This window comes from Paenibacillus sp. ALE3, from assembly GCF_054113405.1.
In genome coordinates, this window is sequence record NZ_CM134214.1 from 1,275,311 (window position 1) to 1,293,251 (window position 17,941).

Below are 17,941 nucleotides of genomic sequence, written 5' to 3' on the forward strand. Positions count from 1 at the left end.
AGAAACGTTATGTGAAATCGACGATATTATTTAAGAGGTAAGCACAATGAAGATAATAATAAATAAAGAAGAACTTGAAGGCACTTGTTATATTGAAATTTTGCCGGGTAGATATCTTGGTCAATGTTGGAATGATACTTCAATCTTTTTGACCGAAGAAGTATTTGGTTTTATAGAGAAATCAATTGAAAGTGAATATACTACTTATGATCACTATGCTTTTAATGAGATTCAAAAGGAAATTTGGTGGAGAATCCTAGGGAGATTAGAAAGAGTAATAAATCTTCTTGAAGGACAACCCGAAATGAATACACTTAAAGAGCATATTGGCTTTTTCTTTGGATGTAGTGAAGATGAATTTATAAAAGACTATGAAAATAACATTGAAAAACTGAGAAAATTAATTAACGAATTTCAAACATGGATTAAAGAGCGATTGAAATCCCAAAATTATATTTCAGTACTAGGCATTTAGCTAATTTGAGGAAGTTGTCGACATCACATAACATCTATTCACGCTGCGGAACCTGACGGCTCCTTGATCCTCCCGAGGAATTTTCAATGGAGTGGATCTAGGCGGACAAAACCTGCGAACCTAACCGCGTCGCGGCCGCCCCGTTGGGACTTAAGGTTCTCGGGTTCATGAATACAGGAACGTTATGTGAAATCACATAAGATTTTAAAGGATGGATGATTCAATTGGATAATTTAGCGCTAGAGAGCTGGATTGATACACATAAAATTATGGATAGAACCTTAGAAGGTTTTTGGGTAACATTCAATAACTACATGAAAGAATGCCCAGAAGAAATTAGTTTGTTTTTTGATGAATTGAATCTAGAAGATATTAAGCCTTCAATAGATACAATTGAGTATAAAACTATTTTTCATTCCGATTATCAGATTGCAGACAGTCACTATTCCCAGCAGGTTATATCTACGTTAGACATTTACTACAAAAAAAAGAGAATAGGTTATTATAGAATGTTCTTTTATACCGATGGCGAATGCTTTGACGATAGCCTAGTTACGGAATGGACAGGCTGGTATATAACATTGAAACTTGAAGCGTTAATTGAACTTCAACAAGAAATTAAAAATGAATTGGTAAAAAATAAGATCAAAGAAGATGAAATCGAAAAAATCTATAATTTAATAGATAAACAAATATCTAAAATCAAGGTTCAAATCCATAAATAATTGTAGGTAGAAAGTTCCAAGAAGATGTGGCATCACATAACATAATATTCAAGCTGCGGCTCCGTTGGAGCCTAGGTCTGTGAGAAGGAGTTCAGGGAAGCATTTCAGCAGACACCCCCTAACGGGTTCATAAATACAAGAACGTTATAGGAGATACTTGATAAAGGGAGAAAGCAAAATGTTTTAGAAATATCTGCGGACGAAAGGGTATTAAAGATATATGTTTCACCGAATATGGCTTATGAATCCAAAGGAACATTTTATGAGTTTCCACATTCAGAATTTAATGAAGAGTACCCACAAATTTATCATACAAATCTCTGTTGTAGTTTCAATGGAACAAATGGATATGGAATGTACATTGATGCAAGAGGTAGAAATCAATAAAAAGAAAAAATGGGAGATTCTTGGTTTTGTTGGCTTGATACAATAGACGATGATTATGCAGTAATTAGTAAAAGAGCTGATAGAATTGTAAATGAAGATATAGCGGTTTACATGTCGTATTAGTCCGGCTGAAATGTCGCAAAAGTATATGGTAACGCGATGTGGAGATATATTATACTCGCCTTATATTTCGATAATGAAAATCATTATCATACATAAGGAGGATTCACCATGAATAAAGGAACAAAGAGGCAAGCTGCCAGAAGCATGGCACACGCTGACCATAAATCACGATTTTTAATGGGCTGGATGCTGGCCCTTGTTCTTGTACTGACGGCTTGCGGTGCCGGAGCAGGTACAAATGGCGGCAATGAGTCTGCTACAACTCCAACGGACACGCCTTCGAATGAAGCGCCTCAGACTGCCGGAGCCTTCCCGGTTACGATCTTGCATAAGAAGGGTGAGTATACGCTTAACGAGAAGCCCAAAAAAATTGCTGTGCTTGATGTCAAATTTCTGGATCAATTGCTAGCCATTGGCGAGCAACCGGCAGGCAGTGTTATCGCTGAAGGCAATACCACATTTCCAGAATATTTAGGCGATAAGCCGGGTGACGTACAGGTTTTAGGTACACGGGACAAGCCCAATCTGGAAGCGATTGTAGCATTGGCCCCGGATCTTATTTTAATGACTGATTTTCAAGAGAAAGAGTATGAGCGTGTAAGCAAAATAGCACCCACAATCGTACTTGACTTCTACGAGGATTGGCGAGATACGTTAGCTACGGTGGCTGCGATCACAGGTAAGCAGGCAGAGGCAGAAACTGTGCGTAAGGCTTATGAGGACAAAATTGCAGGACTGAAGGAGAAGCTGTCGGAGAAGTTGGGAGAGGAAACGGTAGCACTTATTCGACCGAGAAAAGAAGGCATTCGTGTTCATGGTCTTGAGCATCGTACAGGCGGGATTCTGTATGAGGATTTGGGCTTAAAAATGCCTGCATTAGTCCAGAAGATCAAAGATGATACCTCCGTTGAAATCTCGATGGAGAAAGTTCCTGAGATTGGAGCAGATCATTATTTTGTTCTGTCTGATGAGTTGTTTGCGGCAGAGGCAGAGGCTTTGGATAGCAGCTCAGTATGGAAATCCCTTGATGCAGTCAAAAATAACCGTGCATATGATGTTAATTCTACACTTTGGATCGCTTATTATGGCCCACTTGCAATTAATATTATTGTAGATCAGGCATCGGAAGCACTGTTGGGATCGAATTAAAATGGACCATTATCTATCGACTGACTTATGGCAGCAAACGGCGGATGAACACTCGATTCGGCTTGGTGAGCCGTCTGAAGATAATGTCCGTATTATTGCTTTGAGTCAACTACATGAAGAAGCTGCATGCCGAGAGTATTTAAGCTGGCTTCAAGAGTATATTGGTGCGCCTGACATGAGGGTAGCCGCTTCGATGTTAGCTAAGCGAATCGGCTACCTGTGGATTGCTCCGTTACTGACCGCGATGAGCGTTCATCATCAGTATGTTTCTTTTCGGCTAGACAACAGCTTTCTCTATCATCCGACGCTCACAGCTAATGAGGGGGAGACGCGTTTTCCTTTTCTGGCTATAAACGGGCTTCGGGCAGAAGCACTAACGGGAGACAGGGAAGTATGGCGGGAAAAGGTGGTAAAGGAGATGTTTGCGTTACACCTTGCACCGCTGTTAAAGACGCTTGCTGCGATTGCTCCTCTTTCGATGAGTATCCTTTGGGAGAATATCATGATACGCATTGTCCCATTATATACTCCTGAAGTAGACAATGCTGAGCAAGAAAGTCAGCACATCCAGGCAGATTTTTCATATCTGACGCAAGGAGCGCCCGGGCATTTGTTCGGTGTAAAAAGAAATCCGTTCACTCGGTTCACAAAAAATAAGGACAGCATTCCAGCCGTGAAAAGCAAGCGTACCACCTGTTGTTTTTATTACCAGATGTCAGGGGAATATTGCAGAAAATGTCCGAAAATTGACAATGAGAATAAATCTCAATTAAAATGACAACAGCAACAATTTTACTTTTGCTAACAGGCCTGGTTGTAGTTAATTGGTTAAGCCCAGTCATGCGAGTCACTCTAGCAAAGGATGCTATTGTCAGGAGATGAGAGAAATGCCGCTACAAGAACAGACAAGTCTATGGAGTGATACAACGATCAAGATGCTTGACGAGTATAGCGGTACTTTGCAGACAGGCAGTGTTCTTCGCGAAACGGAATTAACTTCTAATGTGTTGTTGCTGGCATACGGAGGGGAAGGGGAGCTTGCAATGAATGGTGAGGTTTGCCACATTGGAGCTTCTTTTGTTGGTCATGTTGTTAAGGGGACATCCTTAACGCTGACGGCTAGATCAGACGACATTTATTATATCGTGATCATGTACAAGGCTTCTTCCATGGAGGGAGCCTCTCTTGTTTTGCCCTCATATCGCAAACACCCGTTGCGCACTTCATTTGTGCAAAATTCGGTAACCCAAGCAGAATGGATTGAGAATGCAGAGAAAATCGTTGCCAAATGGCGTCGTGGCGAAGGGATGGAACGTTTTCATGCCAATGCGTTGCTTCAGGGTATGATCTACGAACTGATCATGGATTACGAACGTGGTCATGGAGGAGAAGCGTCTGACATGGTGGATGTTGTCGCTTCATATATAGCGTCGCATTATCGCCAGAATCTGAAGCTTAAAGAGCTGGCAGCCCTTGCTGGATGCAGCTTAAGACAGCTGCAGCGACGATTCAAACAAGAGAAGCAGCTCGGACTGATTGAGTATGTCATTCAGTTGCGCATGGAGAGTGCATCGCGGATGCTGCGTCATACGGATGCTCCCATCGGTGAAATTGCTGACAGAATGGGCTATCGCGACATGTATTATTTCAGTAGGGCGTTTAAGAAATATTATGGCGTCCCTCCGCTGCGTTATAGGCTTGATGCCGCTTCGAAAACAGATATAGACTATGCCCATTCCTTGCAGCGGAACCACACAGCTTCTTCATATGAGTCGGCTCAAGGCTCGGTGATATGCCATATGCGAGGGGAATACTATGTTATCGGATCTCCGAAGCGTATCGCTGTACTCGATGTGCAATATGCCGATCATTTGCTTGCGCTGGGGCTCTCTCCAGCAGGTAGTGTAGGACTAGGAAGTGCAGTGTTACATTTCCCTCAAATGATCAGGGCAGGACTTCAGAATACCGAATTACTCGGAACATATGAGTATCCCGACCTGCTTGCATTGGAACGACTGTCTCCAGATCTGATTATTTGCACCGAGGTGCATGATCAGCACTATGAACAGTTAAGCCGGATCGCTCCAGTTCTCATGTTTAAGCGCAATGAAAACTGGCAGACCATTCTGAAGCTGTTCGGTGAACTGACAGACAAACGAGAAGAGGCAAAGCGTATTATAGCGGATTATCACCGACGAACCACATTGCTGTCCGAAGAACTTGCTCCCGTACTGGCAGGCAAGAGCGTGGCACTGATCCGTCCGCTGGATTCTCTGGTTCGCGTGCATTCTGCCTCTCATCGTACAGGGGCTGTACTGTACCGTGATCTAGGTCTGCCTGTTCCGTTATTTGTGGCAGATACCTCCGACACGGCCTATCACATCTCAGTTGACAGACTACCGGCTGTACATGCCAGCCATTACTTCTTGCTTAGCCATGAACTCATGCAGGAGGAAATATCGGCGACAGAGCAACGTGTCTGGGGAATGCTTGATACCGTTGAGCGCCAGCACATACACGCGGTCGATGCCGCGACATGGATCGGCTGTTATGGACCCACTGGCATCAATGGCATTGTGGATCAGATCGCTCAGGCTTTGTTGGCTTGATGGGGGAAGAAGTTGCTACTTGTGCGCATAGAGATTTTAACAGGAACTAAAGACAGTTCATCTTTGCCTTATGTCATAGAGGGAAAGTTGAACTGTTTTTTTGCCAATCCATCAGATAACATCATATCCACGCATCGGAGCCTGGCGGTTCCTCGGTCCGGCAAAGAGGATTGCCAGGGAGCGGGGGCAGGCGGACACATACGCACGACGGCCGCTCATTTCGTTCGCATAAGTCAGAGGAACATCGTGAACACAGAAACGTTATATGCTAGAAATGATGGACAACAAATAGAATAAAAGAAAAATGTAAGAAAATAGATGGGAACACTCGGTTCTCAGAAGTAAACACAGGTAAAATATGGATACAATTGACTCTTGGGTGGGTATGGTTTTCCTTCGAAAAGTGAGACCATGGATGTAAAAGATGCGGTGACTCTAATGTACTATTTTGAACATCTATTCTTGCACTTTTAACATGCATCAATAACAACAAGAGAAAGTAAAAAACCACCTAAAGGTTAAGAGCCGAAGGTGGGTTTTTATTACCTGAGACTTAGAAGGGAATAAACCCTCCAAGCCAATTGTAATGACCAGATGTTGACCGTAATTGGTCTTTCTTTAAGTGTGCTAACAGATGAAAAAAGATGAATTAAAGAAAAAATTAGATAAGTGAAGTGAAAAGCAAGTTAGTAAGCAAACTCATATGCAAATACTATGCAACAATTTTAAAAATCTATTAAAACAAAGAAAAGAAAATGAGGGATATGCCCAATGACATTACAGGACCTATTTAATGAAAAACCAACTCAATTGTGGAACAAAAGAATGGTTGAATACGGAGATGACCTTTTTACGGAAGAGAGATTATTAATGTCTGATAAAGTCCTGAATAACTATCTAAACCAATTAATATTATTACAAGAAACTAAACATCCTGAAAGTATTATGAAGGCTGTAGAAGAAATTGTAATTTCTTTTAATGAATTGAATGAATCGAACGATTATTTTATTGAAACGATGGAACGTGAAGAATTGGCTGAATTTATAGACAAGGTAGCAAGACTAGCTGGATTAGAAATTGAGGAAGATCAGGATATTACAGAAGAATGGAGAGAATGGTGATGGTGAATTAAACAGGATTTCTAAGTAGATTCAATGAATTCATGGTACCTTTGTATAACATCACATCCAAGCATCGTCGCATACGCCCTCGGCCCGGCAGAAGTTGAGAAGCCATGAAGTAGAATCAGCCGAACATATCCGGCATACGCCGGACGTCTTGAATTCAGAAACGTTACGTGAAATCAGCTAGGTATAAAAGATTATATTTAGGAGCAAGTACTATGGAGCGAATTTACAAGCATATCAAGGAATACACAGATCAGGAAATAAAAGATATTTTAACTCGTCAAGAAGTAGAAGAACTTCTATATTTACCACTTTCAGTTGGAATGTATCATCACAATTGGAAGTTTGCTCAAGATATATGTCTTAAATCAGCACAACATGCTAATCCAAATGTAAGAGCGAATTCTGTATTGGGATTAGCACATATAGCAAGAACTAAAAAACAGTTAGATAAAAGACTAGTAAAACCAATCATTTTGAAAGAATTAAAAAATAATATAGAACATAAAGGAATAATATTAGATGCTATAAGTGATATAAATTTATTCATGAAGTGGGAACTAGCAAGGAAGCATAATTATTAGTTGGCTCGAAGAAGAACTGACCTCATATAACATCGCATCTACGCTGCGGGCGTTGCCCTTGATTCACTAGAAGTGGAAAGCAGAGAAGCCGGGATCAACTCACAACCCTGCGAAGCTAAGTCCGTTGGAACCGGCACTTTGCGCCTTAAGCCTCTCGGATTCGTAGATACAAGAACGTTATGTGAAAGGGAAGCAAAAATCAGTTTTTAAAACAGCTAAAAAAATCCAAAAGAGGGGGGATAGTACAATGAAGTTTAGCTATAAGAATTTCTCCTGTGACACTGAGATTTATTACAAAGATAAGGACATAATAGTTAGATTTTTCGATAGCTCCAAAGAACAAGAAGAAGATGACATAATTGACCCTGGGTATGGCTATCTTTGTTTGAAATATAAAGGAGATGCAGCACTCTTAAGTGGATTTCTAGATGAAGATGTTTTCTCATCAGATGACTATATAGATGCAGCAATTAGTTTTATTGAAGTCTTAAGTAATTCCGTCGTATAACATAATATTCAAGCACGACTCCTTCGGAGCCTTGGTCTGCGAGATGGATTTCAGAGCGCAATTTTTATTAATACTACAGAAATTAAAAAAAGATGGTAAAATGTGGAGTTTATATGGTGATGAAGAAAATTTATAAACTCTGACATAAGGAGAGAAAATACATATGGGTAAGAAGAAAAAAAACCTACCGAAAAATTTTGATGAACTAATTAATGTAGGTGACATATCAGCACTAAAAGAGGTATTTACCCGATGCGAATTGGATGCCCGTGGCGGTTCTAGTAAATCAACAGCCTTGTGCTTTTACCAAGTACCGAATGAATTGGTTCGCTGGCTCGTGGAACAGGGTGCTGATATAAATGCTAGAGACAATTACGGAAAAACGCCTTTGCACAAACATGCAATGAGTTGGTGTGGTAATACTGAGTTGCTGCTTGATTTGGGTGCAGATGTAGAAGCCGTTGATTATCAAAACGAGACTCCTTTATTTGCCGCTACAGGTTCATTTAAACCAAAGGTGGTTTACACGTTGGTTACTAAAGGCGCAAATATCAGCGCAAAAAATAAGATGGGACAGACTCCATTAGAGAAAGCTTTGGCATTGTGCAAAAACGCGGATATTGTCAATACGGCGGAAGTTGCCGATATTTTGCTTAACGCTGGAACAACTGTAACGCCGGAAATGAAAGATTCTATTAAGCGAATCGGAAATAACTTTGAATTTCACAGAGAAGGCTTTAATAAAGAATATTTGAATCAAACCGATGAGGCACTTTTACGTCTATATGAGCTATTTGATGTTCCCCCAGTAGAGAAGCGAAAGACGCACGACGGCGTCTCTTCAATAATAGTATCAACAAAAGGATGGCAGGCGCAACATAATGAACTCTGGAGTTTACTAATTCCTTCAAAGGGACATGCGAAAACCGTACAAGGTGAGGTTATCCGTATTACTGGTAAAGTGTCATACGAAATTTTAGATAATGGTGGTATTAACTGGGATAACCAATATCGTAAAATGCTCAATAGTTTGATACATTACTTTAGCTTGGGTACACCATTAAATCCCGCTTCACTTAAGGAAGCAGTAACATTAGTGAAAGAACTTCATAACGGAATTGGTAGTGATGAACCTGCGAGACTGTGTGAACTGGCAGTGCATTGGGTACTCAGCAATCCGAATCCTATTACTTTGGAAGAGCCTGAATATAAGCGATAATATAGTTCGAATTATCACCGTATATAATAAGCTTTTTTACGCAAATACATTCCCTTTTTCTAAGCACTTTCTAACTAAGAAAGAGGGATATTATTTTAATTCAATACAATAAGAAATGTCAAGAACCAAGTAAATAAAGTAATTAATGAAGTGCGTTGTAGAGTAACTCGAAGAAGGCAATCATTATCTGATAACAATATGTTCACGCTTCGAGGCTTATGCCCCTTGGTCTGCTGGAGGCATTTCGAAGAAATCGTATCAGGCTGACAACTCCTGCACCACTTAGCTGCATCGCAGCCAGTCGCTCTTCTCCTTTAAGGTGGTGAGGATTCGTGAATACAAGATCGTTAGACGAAACCCGTGCAAGAAAAAAATAATGGAGGTATGTTTGGTGCTGACATTAGAAAAAGCTAGAAAAAATGATGCACAAAAACTTGCTGAAATACAAAAGGTCAGTTTTGAGGATGAATCAAAGCATTTTAATAATAATGAAACCGTTGGGCCAATAGAATATGACTTAAGTTGGCAAGAAGACATGATGCAAAATTGCGAATATTTCAAGGTACTCTTTAATGGAGAAATAATAGGGGGGCTATGATATTTGTAGAATGTAATCAAGTGCATAATCTAGAAAGGATCTTTATTGATCCCAACTTTAAAAATCAAGGAATCGGAACAAAGGTGATGGAGAAAATTGAAAGTAAATTTCCAGGCAGCACTGAATGGTGGCTGGATACTCCTAGCTGGAGTATGAAGAATCATCACTTCTATTCAAAGTGTGGGTTTACTAAGGTTAGAGAAGAAGGTGACATATATATTTTTAAAAAGACTCTATAAACTTATTTTTGTGACTTAATCAGAGATTCACAATTATCATATAACGTTAAATTCAAGCAGTGGCTCCTAACGGAGCCTTGGTCTGTTGGAGGATCTCAAAGGGGCGTGAAGATATTGAATTACATAAAAGAATTAAGAGAGTTAGTAGGTACCCGACCTATAATTATGGCAGGAGCATGTGTGATACTCATAGATGATGAGGGACGATTACTATTGCAACAAAGAACTGATAATGGTCTATGGGGATTACCAGGAGGTTCAATGGAGCCTGGCGAGAGTATGAAGGAGGTTGCAAGCCGGGAACTTTTTGAAGAGGTAGGCTTAGAAGCTGAAGAGTTAGAATTACTTGATATATTTTCAGGCCCGGAACTCTACTATCGATATCCTCATGGAGATGAAGTATATAACGTAGTTGCAGCTTATATATGTAAAGAATACAGTGGAATAATTAGAGGCGATGGAAATGAAGTACAAGATGTACAATTTTTTGATTTAAACAAGATACCCAATCAAATAAGTCCTCCTGACCTACCGATAATAACAAGATTTTTAAATGAAGTAAGATCATGAAAATATTTTTTTAGTAAATCGAGGATGTCCCCGACATCACCTAACAAAGGGCTGCTTGAACTTCGGGAATACCCAACGTTATGTGAAATCAACAAAATTATTTAAGAGGTAAACATGGGTGTGACTGCTTGGCGTTTTCTCTTATTCCACATGCAAGTTGCAGTAAAATGAACATGAAGTAGACGGAGATGAGTGTTTACTTCATGTTCGCCTAAATTTTTGCAAATTGAATTACAGATGGATCAATGGATCTTTGGAGGTTCAGAATTCATCGTATCGTTAAGCTGGGTCACAAAAACACCTTCTTTCGGACCAGGGTTATTTCGAAACATTTTCGCTTCTTCCACCAGAACTTCGTCTGTATCCGTGCCAAGTATCTTTATTGTTGCATCAATGAATGAATCAAGTGGCATCGCACGCGGTTCATCGTTGTTGCTTTGAACCCATGGGGGCACAATTTCTATTACTTTTACCGATGTGTCTTTAAGCATGTACCTTTGGGACAGCGTATAGGTGTGAAGTGCTGCCTTCGTCGCGGAGTATACAGCAGTTGTCGCTAACGGTACAAATCCAAGTATTGAAGTCGTGTTGATGACAACCGCTTCTTCTTTGGCCTTCAAATGCTCGATGAATGCAGAAGTCAACCGAATGGGACCTAGCAAGTTTGTAGTGACAGTCGAAATCAAAACATCCTCATCGATCATGCCCGCCGCGTCATCGGACTGTATGATGCCGGCGTTGTTAATCAAGACATTAACATCCGGGTATTCTTCGATTAACTGCTTGGCGGTCGCCTTTATGCTGGCAGGATCTTGTACATTCAATTCCACTGCGGACATGCCGGGATTCGCTTTAATCGTCTCCTCCAGACGCTCTTTACGTCGACCGGAGATAATAACTTTATTTCCAAGATTGTGGAGAGCTTCTGCTAACGCACGTCCAATTCCCGAACCGCCGCCTGTAATAAAAATCGTGTTTCCTGTAAGTTTCAATTTTTAAACCTCCTAATTCAATATGATTTAAATAATTCAAAAAATTGTAAAACAATAGATTTCATGATTACAGCTCCTCTAGAATTGAACATATGTTGAATCATCAACATAAATTTTATAAAGTGAATGTATCAGAGCGGTATGTGGGGTTCAATGGTTAAAACAAGCGTGGTTGTTGATTTTTCAACAGAGGACTTCGAAATGTTCATTTTTTCGGATGGTACAAAGGGGAGAAGGATATGGACAGGCGTATTCAAAAATCGAGGCAAGCCATTATTGATGCTTTTATGAGACTGATGTCAGAAAAGGAATTCGAGAGAATTACGATCAATCAAATTGCGGAGGAAGCGAATGTCAATCGCGGAACGGTTTATTTGCATTTCGCTGATAAGTACGATCTGCGCGATCAATGCATGGAAGCTCAAATTAAAGAGTTACTACGCAATTGTATGTCTGAAGATAACTTCTTTCATCTCCCTTCCAAAACCGCACTACTGCGTACGTTTGAATATTTGGAGCAGCATGCTTCATTCTACTCTATAATGCTGACGAACAAGGGAAGTACGGTTTTTCGAAACCAAATAGAGACAATGTTTCGGCAAAGTCTGAGCGAGCATCTGGATTCGATCAACCTCGATCAGGAAATGAACAGGGACATTATGGTGCAATTTTTAATTTCAGCGGCAGTGGGGGTATTGGAATGGTGGATTACCCGTTCGATGCCGTATCCAGCATCGGTCATGGTTGAACAATTTTGGAAATTGCTGAATTGTGGTGTCGAGGGAAACGAACCAACATCGTCCATTTGAGTCTCTAAATTTGAGGCTTTTTTGAGGCTGGCACCCATAATGAAGCGAATTCAAGTTGCATCTCTAATGGAGCCTCGGTCTGCGAGTTGGGTTTCGAAGAGGGATTTCAGCAGACAGACCCTTTGGGTTCATGAATACAGAAACGCTATCAGAAATTCTTGAATTACTAAAAACATAATAATTAGATCTCAAAAGTACTAAAAACTATAGTATAAAGAACGCGAAAGATCTGAGGTCATTTTATGGATATACTCTTTGCCAATTATGGGATTAATATAATTCGAAGAGATGCATATGAACTAATAATCAAACTACAAAATGAAAAAAGACCATATAAAAAAAATTCGCTAATAAAAAAATTGCAGATTGATTTTGAATGCATAGTGAAGAAGTTCGGTAACTTCTGATAACATAATATTCAAGCATAAGAATCCTCACGGAGCCTTGACCTGCTGGGATGGAGTTCGAGGAGGCAATTCAGCAGACAACCCTGGAAAAAATAAAAAGACAATGGAGGTATGTTGGGTGCTGACATTAGAAAAAGCTAGAAAAAATGATGCACAAAAACTTGCTGAAATACAAAAGGCCAGTTTTGAGGATGAGTCAAAGCATTTTAATAATAATGAAACCGTTTGGCAAATAGGATATGACTCCATAAGTTGGCAAGAAGAGATGATGCAAAATTGCGAATATTTCAAGATACTCTTTAATGGAGAAATAATCGGGGGGAGCTATGATATTTGTAGAGTGTAATCAAGTGCATAATTTAGGAAGAATCTTTATTGATCCAAATTTTAAAAATCAAGGAATCGGAACGAAGGTGATGGAGAAAATTGAAAGTGAATTCTCAGATAGCACTGAATGGTGGCTGGATACTCCTAGCTGGAGTGTGAAGAATCATCACTTTTATTCAAAGTGTGGGTTTACTAAGGTTAGAGAAGAAGGTGATTCATACATTTTTAAAAAAACTTTATAAACTTATGTAATGTACAAACGTTATGATACATCAGTGCTAAGTGCTACCAAGAAGATATTCAATGAAAAGAGGGAAAGGAAGGACTTACAATGCAGATTGATTTTGCAATTGAATCAGATTATGAGTATATCTCGTTAAGAGACATGCACATACATAAGACACTGATAAGACCCAAAATAAAAGAAAATGAAATCCTAATAATCAGAAAATACAATCAAGAAATAGGTTGGATGAGATACGGATTTTTTTGGGACAACACACCATTTATGAATATGATATGGATAGATGAGGAGTACAGAGGAACAGGTATTGGTAAAGAAGTTGTCCACTATTGGGAAGAATTAATGAAACAAAAAGGACTTGAAATGGTTATGACCTCAACACAGTCGAATGAAGGAGCTCAACATTTTTATAGGAAGCTTGGATATAGAGATGCTGGATGCTTAATGCTTGAGAACGAACCTCTGGAAATAATATTGACAAAGGAGTTGAACAAGAATTGACGTTGAGGAAATCAATGTAAAAAGCATTTTAAGAAGAGAGTGCTAATATATGTGGTGTATTTCTTCCAATATAGAACTAAAAAAGGCATTGACTTTAAAAGACTACAGAGATTTTTTAATAGAGTAATCCAGAATAGACAAGATCAAATAATATTAAACAAGGATTGAAGAATATATTAAATAAGAACTAGAGGTATCACATAACATCGTTTTCCTGAAAGTGAAAGTCAGGTAGACAATCCTGCGAGGTTAAGAACCGAAGCTAGCCAGTCGCTACACTTCTTTAAGCTACTCGGGTTCAGGAACGCAAGAACGTTATTAGACATAATTGCTGATAAAGTAATGTTGAGGTGAATGATGAAAGTATTTCGAAAAAAAGCAATCCCAATCATTGTTAGACATTATCAATTCATTTGCATTGTTGACGAGAAGCCTTATGAGGTATTGTTTAGAGCTTATTCAAGGAAGTATAAAACTTCTTTTATTGAAATTTCGTTCGACTGGAAAGAATGTTATTACATTAACTTGTATAGACCTTTAATAAAATCCATATTAATTGAATATTGTATAAAGCTTGGTTGGATATATGATAAACCGAAGCAAATTCTAAGAATAAAGGACAGTAGAAAAATTGTTCAAGAACTATCATTAAGGGATTATGATTACAAATAAATGTTGGCATTTTCATGCGAAGCAATTTTGTCTACGATTAAGAGAATTGCTTATAGATAGTTGATTGAGAATTATAAACAGCTCGAAGGCGAGGATCATAAAGGGCTGATTTTGTAAGTTGAAAAGTGTTGGAGGATAGTATGGCGAACACCATTTCATTACCAAAACAATTAAATGATGTAGTTGAACCCATAGGTATGTCAAATGGATTAACTTCAGTTTTTATCGAAATCTTAGCTATTAGTGGATCACTACTAGCTAAAACGAATCGAGAAAAAGAATTAATTATTTGGCTAGCACAAAGAGATCAGTCTGTAGTTGGAATAGGAACAGTTGGTTTTGATATTGATGAAATGCCTTGGACTATAGACTCTTTTGAAAGTGAGAAAGATTTTATACTAGATACTATTTCAAACGCAGCAGATGGCTTAGGGTGGGAGAAATTAAGCTATAAACCACGGCAAGATTGGGTTATTAATTGTTTGAATCAATTTGGCTTAATGATTAATGCATTCAATAAAGAAGATGTTGACATAAATAATTATACAGAATGGTCAGAGATTGAAGAGGGGGATGATAACCCTACAATTCCAAGAGGGTATCCTAAATGCCAAAAACATGATATCTATTTAAATTGTCATGGATGTATACTTTGCAATAATGGAAGCTGAATTAAGGACTGTAGGTATTTCATGAAGATGGTAACAATCATATAACATAATATTCATGCTTCGGGTCATGCAGAGCTCTTGGTTTGCCAGAGAGATTTTAAAGAAGCCAGAGCAGACAGCAACCCCTGAGGGAGTTCATGAATATAAGAAATATTAGGCGAAATATGGTGGTCATACAACAAGTTCAGGGAGAAACGATGAAAATATCCTTAAATAAAGTAGATGAAAATAGACTTGATGTGCTGTCAGTAGATATGGAAATTGACATAAGAAAAGAAAACAAAAATATAACAAGACATTCTGGGCGAATGGTCCATGTTATTGATTGGAGGATAGCTTTATATATAAACGGAATGCAATTGCATCACTTGAGAATGCAGCATCCAATAAAGTTATTCAAAAAAGTAATTTTAAGTTTGTAGGAGAGATAGAAATAGATGCTGAAAGATATAATCATTATAGAATTCATAAAAAATAGAATTCAGAAAAAATTTTTAGCAAACCCCACTTTTGGGGTTCATGAATACAAATACATTATTCTAACTAACTCAAATCTGAAAAGAGGGGTCTGAAACCATGAATGAGAAGTCGCAGTTACTAGAGGAGTTCAAGGAATGGATATGTTTTGTTTCTGAGATTCGTGAAATGGATTGGCAAATAAAGATTGCCGAAGATAAATGGTCAGTTCACGATATCGTAAGTCATATATTGCTGTGGGATAAATACTTTTATGAAGCAGCCATAAATCCGATATTAAATAATACACCTTTGACATTAACACACATTGATTTTGACAGATTTAATCAGGATGCTGTTGAATATGGAAAAACAAAAACCAAGGAAGAATTAATTGAAATGACTATTCAGTACCGTAACATGATATTGCAGAGTATAGAGAGTTTTGAAGACGACAAGTTTACTAAAGAATATGCTGACGGGAAGTTTACTATACTATCATATTTAAGAGATTTTATCTGGCATGATCAACATCATATAAGACAGATTGATGAGCTTAAAAGAAGTGCTATGTGAGTATATAGGCAGGTGAATAATATGAGAGATTATTGGAACAAAAGGTTTGCTGAAGAAGGAATGATTTGGGGTTGTGAACCAAGTCAAACTGTAACCCAAGCTATAGATTTGTTCAAAAAGAATAATGCACATAATATTTTGGTTCCTGGGGCTGGGTATGGGAGAAATACCAAGATGTTCTCTTCTTATTTTGAGGTTGATGGAATTGAGATATCTAGTTCAGCTATAAATCTAGCAAAAGAATGGGATTTAAAAACGAATTTTATTCAAGAATCGGTGTTAGAGTTTCGTACAAGCAAAAGGTATGACGGCATATATTGTTATGATTTATTACATTTATTTTTGTTAGAAGACCGAAAAAAACTGATACAGAATTGTGTGATGCATTTGAAGGAACAGGGAGTGATGTATTTTACGTGTTTTTCTGATCGCGATTTTAATAATGGTGTGGGTAGGAACGTTGAGGAAGGAACATATGAGTACAAGAAAGGGAAATATGCTCACTTCTTTACTGAAGAAAATTTAATAGAACATTTTAATGATTTGAATATATTAGAAATGGGTTCCATAAGAGAATGTCTGACACATACAGAAAAACAACAAGAATATGAATTAAGATATGTAGTTGTTCAAAATATTGGATAGCTATTGCGGGGAAGCAATTCAACAGATACATCAACCGCTTAACTGCCGCAAGTAACAGACGGACTATTAGTCCTAAAGCGCTGGGACATCATGAATACAGATCGTTATATGTAATTGGAAGCGAAGGGAATAAAAAAATGAGAATGCAAGACAAACCGATAGTAAGTGTTATAGGCTTGGGATTATTTAGTCTGTCACTAGTGGTGCACATTTGTTTTAAATCAATAAGAACAACGGATGATGTAGGGATGGGGATATTATTGTCTCTAGTAAATGCCATATTTCTAGTCTTTCCATTGCTATGGGGAGTATTGGGTGCGGTAGAATTCTCAAGAATAATGAGTTGGAGTGAGAAAATAAAAGAAAGAGAAGTGAACGAAGAAGTAGATTTAGATAAATACAAGAAAAAAATTAAGATATATCTATGTATAAACGTAGTTTATTTATTGCTAGTTATATGTCAATTGGGTTATGTAATTTATAGGTGGGATGAGGTGAACATATAATAAATATAGCGATGTAACGGCTATTCTTCAATTGACTGAATTCGTATAATAAAAATATACGTTTCGGCTTTGCCCTTGATATCGTGATTTCTTCTACATTTAGTATCGAAAATCGGTTTTCTGTAAATTAATATACATAAACATTATGAGTAAATTAATAAGGGGGGAGCAAACATGACAAATAGAGAGGAAATAAATCCTAAAGTTGATGCATATTTAGATAAAGTGAAAAAATGGAAGGCAGAAATGGAGAAGTTGAGAGCGATCATGCTTGACTGCCAGCTCACTGAAGAATTGAAGTGGGGTAAACCATGTTACATGTTTCAGAATAGTAACATAGCTATAATACAAGGATTTAAAGAACACTGTGCGCTTATGTTTTTCAAAGGTGCTTTGTTAAAAGACCCCAATGGTATTCTAATCAAACCTGGGGAGGATACACAGGCGGGGCGCCAGATTCGGTTCACTAATGTTGAAGAAATCATAGAGATGGAAGCCATTTTGAAGGTCTATATTAATGAAGCCATTGAAGTGGAAAAAGCCGGTTTAAAAGTGGATTTCAAAAAGAATACAGAACTCATATTTCCTGAGGAATTTCAGGCTAAATTAGATGAAGATCCTGCCTTGAAAACTGCTTTTGCTGCATTGACGCCGGGACGACAAAGAGCATACGTTATGCATTTTTCTGCGCCCAAGCAATCTAAAACTCGGGAATCAAGGATTGAAAAATGTATGCAGGACATTCTCAATGGAAAGGGATTAAACGATCGATAAATTCGATGAGAGAAAAAACACACTGCCATGAGCTCAATCGCTTAAGG

General features: G+C 38.3%; 19 protein-coding genes and 2 pseudogenes. 20 read left to right on the plus strand and 1 reads right to left on the minus strand.

Translation table 11 applies throughout. From position 1 onward, the window contains the following. The first annotated feature begins 46 nt into the window (after positions 1-46). From ACXHJ2_RS05830 to ACXHJ2_RS05880, 11 genes and pseudogenes are all read left to right on the plus strand, one after another. Entirely contained in the window at positions 47-475 is a 429-nt protein-coding gene (locus ACXHJ2_RS05830) for a hypothetical protein (RefSeq protein WP_058829972.1), read from the plus strand. Positions 476-690: 215 nt separating this feature from the next. Further along, on the plus strand, positions 691-1,200 hold the full coding sequence (locus ACXHJ2_RS05835) for a hypothetical protein (RefSeq protein WP_238791060.1): 510 nt from the start codon (positions 691-693) through the stop codon (positions 1,198-1,200). A 618-nt stretch (positions 1,201-1,818) separates the two neighbouring features. Next, positions 1,819-2,859: an ABC transporter substrate-binding protein gene (locus ACXHJ2_RS05840; protein ID WP_165081969.1), complete on the plus strand. Its 1,041-nt coding sequence runs from the start codon at positions 1,819-1,821 to the stop codon at positions 2,857-2,859. A 1-nt stretch (position 2,860) separates the two neighbouring features. Next, on the plus strand, positions 2,861-3,637 hold the full coding sequence (locus ACXHJ2_RS05845) for a (2Fe-2S)-binding protein (RefSeq protein WP_058829969.1): 777 nt from the start codon (positions 2,861-2,863) through the stop codon (positions 3,635-3,637). Positions 3,638-3,746: 109 nt separating this feature from the next. After that, positions 3,747-5,468, plus strand: coding sequence for a helix-turn-helix domain-containing protein (locus ACXHJ2_RS05850; RefSeq protein WP_165081971.1), 1,722 nt, complete (start codon positions 3,747-3,749; stop codon positions 5,466-5,468). 771 nt (positions 5,469-6,239) lie between these two features. After that, positions 6,240-6,590: a hypothetical protein gene (locus ACXHJ2_RS05855; protein WP_165081973.1), complete on the plus strand. Its 351-nt coding sequence runs from the start codon at positions 6,240-6,242 to the stop codon at positions 6,588-6,590. A 221-nt stretch (positions 6,591-6,811) separates the two neighbouring features. Next, positions 6,812-7,180, plus strand: a complete 369-nt coding sequence (locus tag ACXHJ2_RS05860; RefSeq protein ID WP_165081975.1) for a hypothetical protein — start codon at positions 6,812-6,814, stop codon at positions 7,178-7,180. 247 nt (positions 7,181-7,427) lie between these two features. Further along, entirely contained in the window at positions 7,428-7,688 is a 261-nt protein-coding gene (locus ACXHJ2_RS05865) for a hypothetical protein (protein WP_064962032.1), read from the plus strand. Positions 7,689-7,851: 163 nt separating this feature from the next. Further along, positions 7,852-8,907: an ankyrin repeat domain-containing protein gene (locus ACXHJ2_RS05870; protein WP_165081977.1), complete on the plus strand. Its 1,056-nt coding sequence runs from the start codon at positions 7,852-7,854 to the stop codon at positions 8,905-8,907. A 391-nt stretch (positions 8,908-9,298) separates the two neighbouring features. Next, positions 9,299-9,744: pseudogene (locus tag ACXHJ2_RS05875) on the plus strand (GNAT family N-acetyltransferase). Positions 9,745-9,858: 114 nt separating this feature from the next. Further along, on the plus strand, positions 9,859-10,314 hold the full coding sequence (locus ACXHJ2_RS05880; RefSeq protein ID WP_058830142.1) for an NUDIX hydrolase: 456 nt from the start codon (positions 9,859-9,861) through the stop codon (positions 10,312-10,314). A 242-nt stretch (positions 10,315-10,556) separates the two neighbouring features. On the opposite strand, the gene ACXHJ2_RS05885 is transcribed toward ACXHJ2_RS05880, so the two are convergent. Continuing rightward, the gene (locus ACXHJ2_RS05885; RefSeq protein WP_058829964.1) at positions 10,557-11,306 is read right to left on the minus strand and encodes an SDR family oxidoreductase; all 750 of its coding nucleotides are present in this window, start codon (positions 11,304-11,306) and stop codon (positions 10,557-10,559) included. A 239-nt stretch (positions 11,307-11,545) separates the two neighbouring features. Here ACXHJ2_RS05885 and ACXHJ2_RS05890 point away from each other — a divergent pair, with 239 nt between their 5' ends. The 9 genes and pseudogenes from ACXHJ2_RS05890 (at position 11,546) to ACXHJ2_RS05930 (ending at position 17,894) form a co-directional block, all read left to right on the plus strand. Beyond that, positions 11,546-12,115 carry a TetR/AcrR family transcriptional regulator gene (locus ACXHJ2_RS05890; protein WP_058829963.1) on the plus strand — a complete coding sequence of 190 codons (570 nt, stop codon included), beginning with the start codon at positions 11,546-11,548 and terminating at the stop codon, positions 12,113-12,115. A 525-nt stretch (positions 12,116-12,640) separates the two neighbouring features. Next, positions 12,641-13,091, plus strand: a pseudogene (locus ACXHJ2_RS05895) (GNAT family N-acetyltransferase). Positions 13,092-13,180: 89 nt separating this feature from the next. Further along, complete coding sequence (locus ACXHJ2_RS05900) at positions 13,181-13,594, plus strand: GNAT family N-acetyltransferase (protein ID WP_165081979.1); 414 nt, start codon at positions 13,181-13,183, stop codon at positions 13,592-13,594. Positions 13,595-14,406: 812 nt separating this feature from the next. After that, positions 14,407-14,937, plus strand: a complete 531-nt coding sequence (locus ACXHJ2_RS05905; RefSeq protein ID WP_165081981.1) for a hypothetical protein — start codon at positions 14,407-14,409, stop codon at positions 14,935-14,937. Positions 14,938-15,101: 164 nt separating this feature from the next. Next, positions 15,102-15,359, plus strand: coding sequence for a hypothetical protein (locus ACXHJ2_RS05910; RefSeq protein ID WP_457874664.1), 258 nt, complete (start codon positions 15,102-15,104; stop codon positions 15,357-15,359). A gap of 154 nt (positions 15,360-15,513) precedes the next feature. Further along, positions 15,514-15,969: a DinB family protein gene (locus ACXHJ2_RS05915; protein WP_165081983.1), complete on the plus strand. Its 456-nt coding sequence runs from the start codon at positions 15,514-15,516 to the stop codon at positions 15,967-15,969. A 21-nt stretch (positions 15,970-15,990) separates the two neighbouring features. Further along, complete coding sequence (locus ACXHJ2_RS05920; RefSeq protein WP_165081985.1) at positions 15,991-16,614, plus strand: class I SAM-dependent methyltransferase; 624 nt, start codon at positions 15,991-15,993, stop codon at positions 16,612-16,614. Positions 16,615-16,751: 137 nt separating this feature from the next. Then, positions 16,752-17,120: a hypothetical protein gene (locus ACXHJ2_RS05925; RefSeq protein WP_165081987.1), complete on the plus strand. Its 369-nt coding sequence runs from the start codon at positions 16,752-16,754 to the stop codon at positions 17,118-17,120. 174 nt (positions 17,121-17,294) lie between these two features. Further along, positions 17,295-17,894, plus strand: coding sequence for a YdeI/OmpD-associated family protein (locus ACXHJ2_RS05930; RefSeq protein ID WP_165081989.1), 600 nt, complete (start codon positions 17,295-17,297; stop codon positions 17,892-17,894). Positions 17,895-17,941 lie beyond the last annotated feature (47 nt).

Bases quoted from the DNA above. Each gene is read 5' to 3' on its own strand.
- ACXHJ2_RS05830 (WP_058829972.1), top strand. From the start codon at position 47: ATGAAGATAATAATAAATAAAGAAGAACTTGAAGGCACTTGTTATATT.
- ACXHJ2_RS05835 (WP_238791060.1), top strand. From the start codon at position 691: ATGATTCAATTGGATAATTTAGCGCTAGAGAGCTGGATTGATACACAT.
- ACXHJ2_RS05840 (WP_165081969.1), top strand. From the start codon at position 1,819: ATGAATAAAGGAACAAAGAGGCAAGCTGCCAGAAGCATGGCACACGCT.
- ACXHJ2_RS05845 (WP_058829969.1), top strand. From the start codon at position 2,861: ATGGACCATTATCTATCGACTGACTTATGGCAGCAAACGGCGGATGAA.
- ACXHJ2_RS05850 (WP_165081971.1), top strand. From the start codon at position 3,747: ATGCCGCTACAAGAACAGACAAGTCTATGGAGTGATACAACGATCAAG.
- ACXHJ2_RS05855 (WP_165081973.1), top strand. From the start codon at position 6,240: ATGACATTACAGGACCTATTTAATGAAAAACCAACTCAATTGTGGAAC.
- ACXHJ2_RS05860 (WP_165081975.1), top strand. From the start codon at position 6,812: ATGGAGCGAATTTACAAGCATATCAAGGAATACACAGATCAGGAAATA.
- ACXHJ2_RS05865 (WP_064962032.1), top strand. From the start codon at position 7,428: ATGAAGTTTAGCTATAAGAATTTCTCCTGTGACACTGAGATTTATTAC.
- ACXHJ2_RS05870 (WP_165081977.1), top strand. From the start codon at position 7,852: ATGGGTAAGAAGAAAAAAAACCTACCGAAAAATTTTGATGAACTAATT.
- ACXHJ2_RS05890 (WP_058829963.1), top strand. From the start codon at position 11,546: ATGGACAGGCGTATTCAAAAATCGAGGCAAGCCATTATTGATGCTTTT.
- ACXHJ2_RS05900 (WP_165081979.1), top strand. From the start codon at position 13,181: ATGCAGATTGATTTTGCAATTGAATCAGATTATGAGTATATCTCGTTA.
- ACXHJ2_RS05905 (WP_165081981.1), top strand. From the start codon at position 14,407: ATGGCGAACACCATTTCATTACCAAAACAATTAAATGATGTAGTTGAA.
- ACXHJ2_RS05910 (WP_457874664.1), top strand. From the start codon at position 15,102: ATGGTGGTCATACAACAAGTTCAGGGAGAAACGATGAAAATATCCTTA.
- ACXHJ2_RS05915 (WP_165081983.1), top strand. From the start codon at position 15,514: ATGAATGAGAAGTCGCAGTTACTAGAGGAGTTCAAGGAATGGATATGT.
- ACXHJ2_RS05920 (WP_165081985.1), top strand. From the start codon at position 15,991: ATGAGAGATTATTGGAACAAAAGGTTTGCTGAAGAAGGAATGATTTGG.
- ACXHJ2_RS05925 (WP_165081987.1), top strand. From the start codon at position 16,752: ATGAGAATGCAAGACAAACCGATAGTAAGTGTTATAGGCTTGGGATTA.
- ACXHJ2_RS05930 (WP_165081989.1), top strand. From the start codon at position 17,295: ATGACAAATAGAGAGGAAATAAATCCTAAAGTTGATGCATATTTAGAT.